Origin of the sequence: Streptomyces sp. SID5785, from assembly GCF_009870065.1 — a bacterium.
Taxonomy (GTDB): Bacteria; Actinomycetota; Actinomycetes; order Streptomycetales; family Streptomycetaceae; genus Streptomyces.
Genome location: NZ_WWIA01001109.1, coordinates 1 through 1,840, shown reverse-complemented (window position 1 = coordinate 1,840; position 1,840 = coordinate 1). Strand labels below are relative to the sequence as shown.

At 74.1% G+C, this 1,840-nt stretch carries 2 protein-coding genes; both read right to left on the bottom strand.

The annotated features are described in order from the left end of the window. Window positions 1-385: hypothetical protein (locus GTW43_RS36080; RefSeq protein ID WP_161306196.1), on the bottom strand; the 385-nt coding region annotated here is incomplete at its 3' end. A 118-nt stretch (window positions 386-503) separates the two neighbouring features. Further along, window positions 504-1,661 carry an amidohydrolase/deacetylase family metallohydrolase gene (locus GTW43_RS36075; protein WP_237536998.1) on the bottom strand — a complete coding sequence of 386 codons (1,158 nt, stop codon included), beginning with the start codon at window positions 1,659-1,661 and terminating at the stop codon, window positions 504-506. Between the last annotated feature and the right edge of the window lie 179 nt (window positions 1,662-1,840).

The window sequence follows — 1,840 nt, the reverse complement described above, 5'->3', positions numbered from 1 at the left end:
GGGTGTGCTGGTGCTGGAGCTGTGCCGCCGCCTCGAAGTGCAGGGCGAGCAGCAGGACTTCGGTGTCACGTGCGGCGAAGCCGCGGGGTGCGCAGTACGTGTCGACGAGGGTGCGCACGGCCGCGAGCCGCCCGGGGGCGATCTCGTCGCCGAGCTGGGCGTCGAGCGCGTCGAGGTGCTCGCCCTCACGGACCCGGCGCACGAAGGCGAGGGCGTGCACGGCGAGCGCGAGCGAGCGGACGTCGTCGAATCCGATGCCGCACGTCTCCGCGTAGACCTGGGAGAGCGGCAGGAACGCCGCGAGGTCCGCGCGGTCGGCGTCGGTGACGGGGCGGGCCGTGTCCCGTACGGCCGTCGCCAGTCGCTCGATCAGGGGGGTGGTCATGCACGGGCCTCTCGGTGGTTCGGTCGGTGGTTCGGCCTGTCGGCGTTCGGTGTTCGGTGGTCGGTGTTCGGTGGTCGGCCGGCACCGCGGGGTGCGGGGACGGCCGGAACGGAAGGGGTCAGCGCGGGGCACCGAGGGGCGTCGGTCGCCCGGCGCGCACGACGCCTGCCGCGGTGATCCGGGTGGTGCCGGTGCGGGTGTCGCCGTCGGCGTCGGTCAGCCGCACCGGGCCGTCGGTCAGCCGCAGCAGGGTCAGGTCGGCCACGGCGCCCGGCCGCAGGGTGCCCAGTTCCGCCTCGAGCCCGACCACCGCGGCGGCGTGCGCTGTGGCGCAGCGGACGGCCTCGTGCGGGGTCAGCCCGAGTGCGACGAGCTTGGTGAGGGTGTCGACGAGCGAGTGGACCGGGCCGTCGAGATTGCGGTGGTGCAGGTCGGTGCTGATGGTGTGCGGCGTGAAGCCTGCCGCGAGCGCGCGTTCGGCGGTGGCGAAACTGAGGCTGGCGCTGCCGTGTCCGACGTCGAGCCGGACGCCGCGGTCCACGGCGGCGCGCGCCTGCCGCTCGCTGCCGAACAGTCCGCCGGGCTTGCCGTGGAACGCGTGGGTGACGACGTCCCCGGCGCCGAGCAGGTCCAGCACGTCGCCGAGGTGCGGCGGTTCGTTGCCGACGTGGACCATGACGGGCCGGCCGACGCGGGCGGCGACGCGCTTGGCGGCGCGCAGCGGGGCGAGCCCGGAGTCGCCGAGCACCGAGGCGCTCATCCGGATCTTGAGGCCGCGGACCCGGTCGGCGTGCTCGCGCAGCAGCTTCTCGGTGGCGGCCTCGTCGATGTCGTCGGGGCCGCCCGCGAGTTCGCGGCGGCCGTGCACCAGGCCGTGCCGGGAGATGTTGAGCCAGCTCAGGACACGGGTGCCGGCCGGCCGGACAACGTTCTCCACGAAGTCGTCCCAGTGGTCGCTGCCGCAGCTGCCCGCGTCGACGACCGTGGTGACGCCCTGGCGCACGCCCACCGCGTCGGCCGGAACGCCGAGGTCGGTGCCCGGCGCGTAGACGTGGGTGTGCAGGTCGATCAGGCCGGGGGCGACGAGGAGGCCGGACGCGTCGAGCGTCTCCTCGCCGCTCAGGGTGCCGGGGGCGCCGACGGCGGCGATCCGTCCGTCGCGCACGGCGAGGTCGCCCGGGGCGGGCCGGTCACGCAGCGGATCGGCGAGGAGCCCGCCCGTCACGACGAGATCGAATCGTTGCGGGTGCGCCGAGGAACTTCCGTGTCCAGCCATGGACGGCCGCCTTTCCCGAGCGTGAGAGTGGACGCGTGGAGCGTCCGGTCGTACGGCCACGGACGCCCAGGGCCGTGCCGTGACCCAGGGACGCCAACCCGTTCCGTAGAGTAGAATGGCGTTCCGCTGTGCGGATCGATTGGCAACATAGTCCGCTTCTCCACGGAGGGTCAATGGAA

Bases quoted from the DNA above. Each gene is read 5' to 3' on its own strand.
- GTW43_RS36075 (WP_237536998.1), bottom strand. From the start codon at position 1,661: ATGGCTGGACACGGAAGTTCCTCGGCGCACCCGCAACGATTCGATCTC.